This window comes from Rhizobacter sp. P2_H2 (assembly GCF_056403375.1).
Genome location: NZ_JBFUFP010000287.1, coordinates 1 through 5641, shown reverse-complemented (window position 1 = coordinate 5641; position 5641 = coordinate 1). Strand labels below are relative to the sequence as shown.

Genomic DNA, 5641 nt, shown 5'->3' with positions numbered 1-5641 from the left:
TCAGCACGCCGCGGCTGTCGGTGCGGGTCTTCAGGTTGCGGGCTGCGTCGTAGGTCAGCGCCTCGTTGCCGGTGTCCGGGCTGATCACCTGCGTCGCATCGCCCAGGCCGTTGCGCGGGTACTGCGTCGCGAGGCTCCTCGGGTCGGTCACCTGCGTCGTGCGATCCCCGCCGTCGTACTCGAAGCGCGTCGTGCCGTTCTTCGGGTCGGTCGTGTCCTTCACCCGCTCCAGCGCGTCGTACGTCAGCCGCGTCTGCAGGTTCAGCGTGCCCGCGCCTTGCGTGATCTTCGTGCGGTTGCCCTGCGCGTCGTACTCGTAGCGCTCCAGCGGCAGCGGTGAAGCCGGCAGCGGCGGGAAGGCCTGTGTTGCCGGCGCCGGATCGGTCACGCCGGCCTGCTGCACACGACCGAGCGCATCCATCAACGCGTTCAGGCTCTGCTTCAACTCGCCGGCCGGGTCCTTCACGCGCTGGTCCGTGCGGTTGCCCGCGTTGTCCAGCACGTACTCGATGCGATTGCCCTTCTTGTCCGCCACCGCCACCACCCGACGGGCGTCGTCGTACTCGTAGCCCACCCAGCTGCCGTCGGGCAGCGTCACCTTCTTCAGCAGGCCGGTGGGCTCGTAGTCATAGCCCGTCGTCTGCACGCCCACCGTGCGGCTCACCATGCGCTGGCGCAGGTCGTAGGTGTAGGTCGTCACGACGCCGGTCGGGCCGGTGCTCTGCAGCACCTGGCCGGACTTCGCGTACTTCGTGAAGGTGGTCGTCTCGCCGGTCGGCAGCGTGATGCTCTTCAGATCGCCCCGGGTGTGGTCCTCGTTGCTGTCGAGGTGGTAGCTGCTGACCGTCGTGTCGTTGGCGTCGCTGCGCGAGCCCTTGGCGGTGAGCACCCTTCCGTCCGCGTCATAGGTCCAGCTCTGGACCTCATCGGCCACCGCGGTGTTGAACCACGACGGCACCGCTGGCGTCACCGGCTTGCCCGGCAGTCCTGCCGTGGGCGGTGTGAAGGCGGCCCTGTAGCGCGCCACGCCCTTGGTGATGCGCACGTCGTCGATCGCGCCGTTCAGGTGCCACACGCCCTGGCCGGTGTCCGGCGTGCGCCCGATGTTCACCGGCGTGCTTGACGGGTAGATCGCCCCGTCGATCGTCATCGGCGCACTCGGCACGCCGTTCAGGAAGATCCGCAGTGCGCTACCCTGCCGCGCCACCGCCACGTGGGCCCAGCTGTTCAACGCCAGCCGATCGGGGTGCACAAGGGCCGCGACATCGCTCGATCCGTTTTGCGACCACCGCGTGAACAGCATGCCGTCGGGCCCCGTCAGGATCTCGAAGCCCCGCGCCCCCCTTGCCCGTAGTTGCCCATCAGCGTCGCGAAGTTGCCGTACGCGTTCAACCGCACCCAGGCTTCCACCGTGAAGTCATTCGCGCCCAGGTCCAGCGCCGCACTCGATGCGGTCACATAGGTGCCCTGGCTGCCGTCGAGTGCCAGGCCGCCGCTGCCGTAGCGTGCCGCTGACGAGCTGACGCTCGCATTGCCGAAGGCGCTGACCGTATAGGCATTGCCCGAGCTGTCGACCAGCCCCGCCGCGTTGCTGCTGCCGTCCACGTGCAGCAGCAGGCTCACGCTCGCGTAGTTCGGATCCACGCCGTTCGGATCTCCCGGCACCGCCGCCTGCCCGGCCAGCGCAAAGCGCTTGGTCCCGTTGTGGTCCAGCGTCGCCTGCGCCACCCGCTTGCACAACAGCGGCAGCGGCTTGCCATCGGGCAAGGCGGCGGCCGTCGCCGCGCAGCTGGCGATCTGGTTCGCGTTGAACGGATCGCTCTGCCCGTTGTAGATCCAGGTGGTGAGCAGGTTCGGCCCCGCCTGGCGCACCGGCAGCGGCCAGTCCGGGTGCCACTCGGTGCTGGTCATACGGCTGGGGGCCGGCAGGCTGCTCGCCTGGGTGGCGCTGCCGCAGTCATCGGTCTGTGCCAGCCCCTCCACGCTCGTGATCGGCAGCTTGCGCTGCAGGTCATTGGCGTAGCAGCTTCTCGTGCCGTTGAAATCGTCCCGGCGGCTCAGGATGCCGTTCACATCGAACGCCTGGCTGCTGGTGCTGGCCGAGCATCCCGCGCCCGCCGGCTGGCTGCGCCCGCTCAGGTACACCTTGTCGTTGATGACGGTGGTGCTGATGTCGCTCACCGCGCCGTTCGGGTCGGTCAGCGTCAGCCCGGTCGGCGCCACCCAGTGGTGGTCGCGCCACAGGATGTTGGTGGCCGCATCGTAGGTGTCGGTCGTGTCCCACTTCGGCGGCGTCGCATAGGCGGCCGTGTAGTGGTCTGCGCCGCCGGCCCATTGCGTCTCCACGGCCAGGCCGAACGGGTCGTAGCCGTAGGTGGCCAGCCGCGCGCCGCGCTCGTCGACGATGCCCGTCACCGCCCAGGGCAGGTCGCTGCGTTCATAGAGGTACTGCCGCGTCTTGCCCGCCGGGTCGGTGATCAGGCTCAGGTTGCCGCCGGCGTCATACGCGATGAAGGTGCTGCCGGCATCGCTCGTGATCTGGCGGATGCGCGCCCGGGGTGCACCGGCGGGCCACTCGTAGCTGAAGCTGACGCTGCGGCCGGTCTGGTCTTGCAGCCCGGTCAGCAGGCCCGGCTCGGGTGTGCCGTCGCCGGCGGTGCTGTAGCCATAGCTCAGCCGGTTGCCGTTCGCATAGGCCACGCTGAGCAGGCGGCCCTCGGTGTCGTAGAGCTCCTCGGATTGCGCGGCCATGTCGGTGTAGCGCCAGCCGCCAGTGATCTGCTGCAGGCGGTCGAGCACATCGGCATCGGGCTGCCAGATCCCTGTGTCGTCGCGCTTGAAGCCCTGCCAGCTGCCGTCGTCCCGCGTGGCCAGCACGCTGCGCAAGGCCTGGGCGGCATCGGTCTGCAAGAGCAGGCGCTTGTGCAGGTTGCCACGCCAGAATCCGCCGAACGAGGTGCTCGCATGGGCGGCCAGCGCCGCGGCAGATGCCGCCGCAGGCGCGCTCTGCGGCGGCAGGCTCATCGTGTCGTACAGCGCCACCAGCGGCTGCCCGCCGATGCGGCCCACGCCCAGGTCTTCCCTCAGGCTCTTGCCGCCGCTGATCGGGTGGATCGGGTGCCCGGGCTTCAGTTGGGCCGGGCAGCTGCGCGGCGGGCCCTTGATGCGCGTCATCAACCAGGGGCCGCGGATTTGGTAGGTGCCGCCCAGGATGGTCTCGGTGTGCAGCGTCTGACTGCCGCGGTGAACCACGTCGACCACCTGCAGCATCCGGAACCGGCGCTCGTTCGGATCGTGATCCAGGTAGCTGCACTTGCGCTGGGTGTATCCATCGGGTGGCTGCTGAACCGTTTGGCAATACGAGCCGCCGACGGTCTCCAGGATCCGGATCAGGTCCTCGACCGCGGCCGGCACCGACGACGTCCACCCGCCGATGGCTTCGTAGTTCGCCTGGTACTGCGTGATGGGCTGCGCTGCAACCGATCCGGTCCACGCCAGCCACGCGTGCGCCATCAGCAGCGTCAGCGCTGCTATCTTCCTGCTCTTCACGGACCACTCCTCGTCTCGCCTCGACATCGGTGAACACCTGCGGTGTTCGACCGACTACCGGTGCTCGCGGCGAATCCTCTGGAGGAACTGCATCGACGCGGCCGGCGGATTAGACGTGAACGAAATGACCGCGGCAAGACCCGCCAGCCCCCGGCATCGTTGCCACGCCGCGGATTTGACAGTTGTTCACTTTCCCAGCGCCCCCACGATCCCCGCCCGCACCGCCTCCGACAACTCGCGCCGCTGCGCATGCGCCGAGTAATGCGCCGGCAGCACCGTCACCTGCGCCGTCAGCCCCTCGGCCATCACCACCCACCACAGCGATTGCAGCAGGCTGGTGTCGCCGATGTAGGCCGCGGCCGGGCTCACCGTGTGCGACGCATCGGCATAGCGCAACGCGAGCGGCTGCACCGGCACGCCGGTGGTGATCGCCGCCTGCAGCAGGTTGGCGTGGAACGGCAGCACGCCGTGCCCGTCGCTGGTCGTGCCCTCCGGGAACACCGCGATCACGTGGCCCTCCTGCAGCGCCTGCGCCACCTGGTGCACCACGCGCATCGCATCGCGCTTGCGCTCGCGCTCGATGAACAGCGTGCCGCCGCAGGCCGTCAGCCAGCCGATCACCGGCCAGCGACGGATGTCGGCCTTCGACACGAAGCGCGCCGTGTGCGCCGCATTGATCGCGAGGATGTCGATCCACGACACATGGTTGGCGACGATCATCACCGGCGCCGCATGCACCTCGCCGTGCACCACCACGCGAATGCCCAGTACCCGCAGCATCGCCGCGCACCACGGCCCGACGCGCGCCACGCGCCGTGCCGGGCTCACGAACGGAAAGATGAACGCGCAGATCAGCACCCCGCGCACCACGTGCGCGAGGCAGGCCACGATGCGCCAGACGGCGCGCAGCGTGCGCACGGCCTCAGAGGGCCGCTGGGGCTTCGAACGCCACCTGCCCGGCCACGATCGTCGCGGCCACACGGCCCGGCAGCTCGTAGCCGGAGAACGGCGAATGCCGGCCCTGGCTGCGGAACTTCGCCGGCTCCACCGTCCAGCGCGCCGCCGGGTCGAACAGGCACAGGTCGGCCACGCCGCCTTGCACCAGCCGCCCCGCGCTCGAGCCGAGCGAGCCCAGGCTCTCGCCCAGCACCCGCACCGGGTCGCAGGTCAGGCGCGCCAGCGTCTTCGTCAGCGGCAGGCCCTGCTCGTCACCCCACTTCAGCGCCAGGCTCAGCAGCAGCTCCAACCCGGTCGAGCCGGGCTCGGCCTCGGCGAACGGCAGGTTCTTGTTGTCCTCGTCGACCGGCGTGTGGTCGCTGACCAGCGCATCCACCGTGCCGTCAGCCAGCCCGGCGCGGATCGCATCGCGGTCGCGCTGCTGGCGCAGCGGCGGCGTCAGGCGCATCGCGGCGTTGAAGTAGCCGATGTCGATGTCGGTCAGGTGCAGGTGATTGGCGCTCACGTCGCAGGTCACCGGCAGGCCTTCGTCCTTGGCRCGCCGCACCAGCGCGATGCCGGCCGCGCTGCTCAGGCGGCACAGGTGCACGCGCGCGCCGGTGACGCGCATCAGCTCGAAGATCACGTGCAGCGCGATCGTCTCGGCGATCACCGGCACGCCCGACAGCCCGAGCCGCGTCGCCAGCGCCCCGCTGGCCGCCACGCCCTTGCCCAGGTGCGCATCCTGCGGCCGCAGCCACACGGTGTAGCCGAAGGTGGATGCGTACTGCATCGAGCGCTGCAGCACCAGCGTGTCGGTCAGCGGCGCGTCGGCCTGCGAGAAGCCGACGCAGCCGGCCTCCGTCAGCTCGGCCATCTCGGTGATCGCCTCGCCGGCCAGCCCGCGCGTCAGCGCGCCCAGCGGGTACAGGTGCGCGTGGTTCAGGTTGCGCGCGCGGAACTTCAGCATCTCGACCAGGCCCGGCTCGTCGAGCGGCGGGTCGGTGTCGGGCGGGCACACCAGGCTCGTGACGCCGCCGGCCACCGCCGCGGCCATCTCCGACTCGAGCATGCCTTCATGCTCGTGCCCCGGCTCGCGCAGCCGCGCCGCCAGGTCGACGAGGCCGGGCGCCACCACCAGGCCGCCCGCATCGAT

The 5641-nt window shown here is 70.1% G+C and carries 4 protein-coding genes; all 4 read right to left on the bottom strand.

The features are described 5' to 3' along the window. On the bottom strand, positions 1-1303 hold a 1303-nt coding region (locus tag AC1D15_RS15980), incomplete at its 3' end, for a LamG-like jellyroll fold domain-containing protein (RefSeq protein ID WP_477826737.1). Between the two features lie 14 nt (positions 1304-1317). Further along, positions 1318-3549, bottom strand: coding sequence for a hypothetical protein (locus AC1D15_RS15975; protein WP_477826736.1), 2232 nt, complete (start codon positions 3547-3549; stop codon positions 1318-1320). Between the two features lie 186 nt (positions 3550-3735). Further along, positions 3736-4467: a lysophospholipid acyltransferase family protein gene (locus AC1D15_RS15970; RefSeq protein ID WP_477826735.1), complete on the bottom strand. Its 732-nt coding sequence runs from the start codon at positions 4465-4467 to the stop codon at positions 3736-3738. Between the two features lie 4 nt (positions 4468-4471). Continuing rightward, positions 4472-5641 (bottom strand): dihydroorotase (locus AC1D15_RS15965; RefSeq protein WP_477826734.1); only part of this gene is annotated, 1170 nt, incomplete at its 5' end.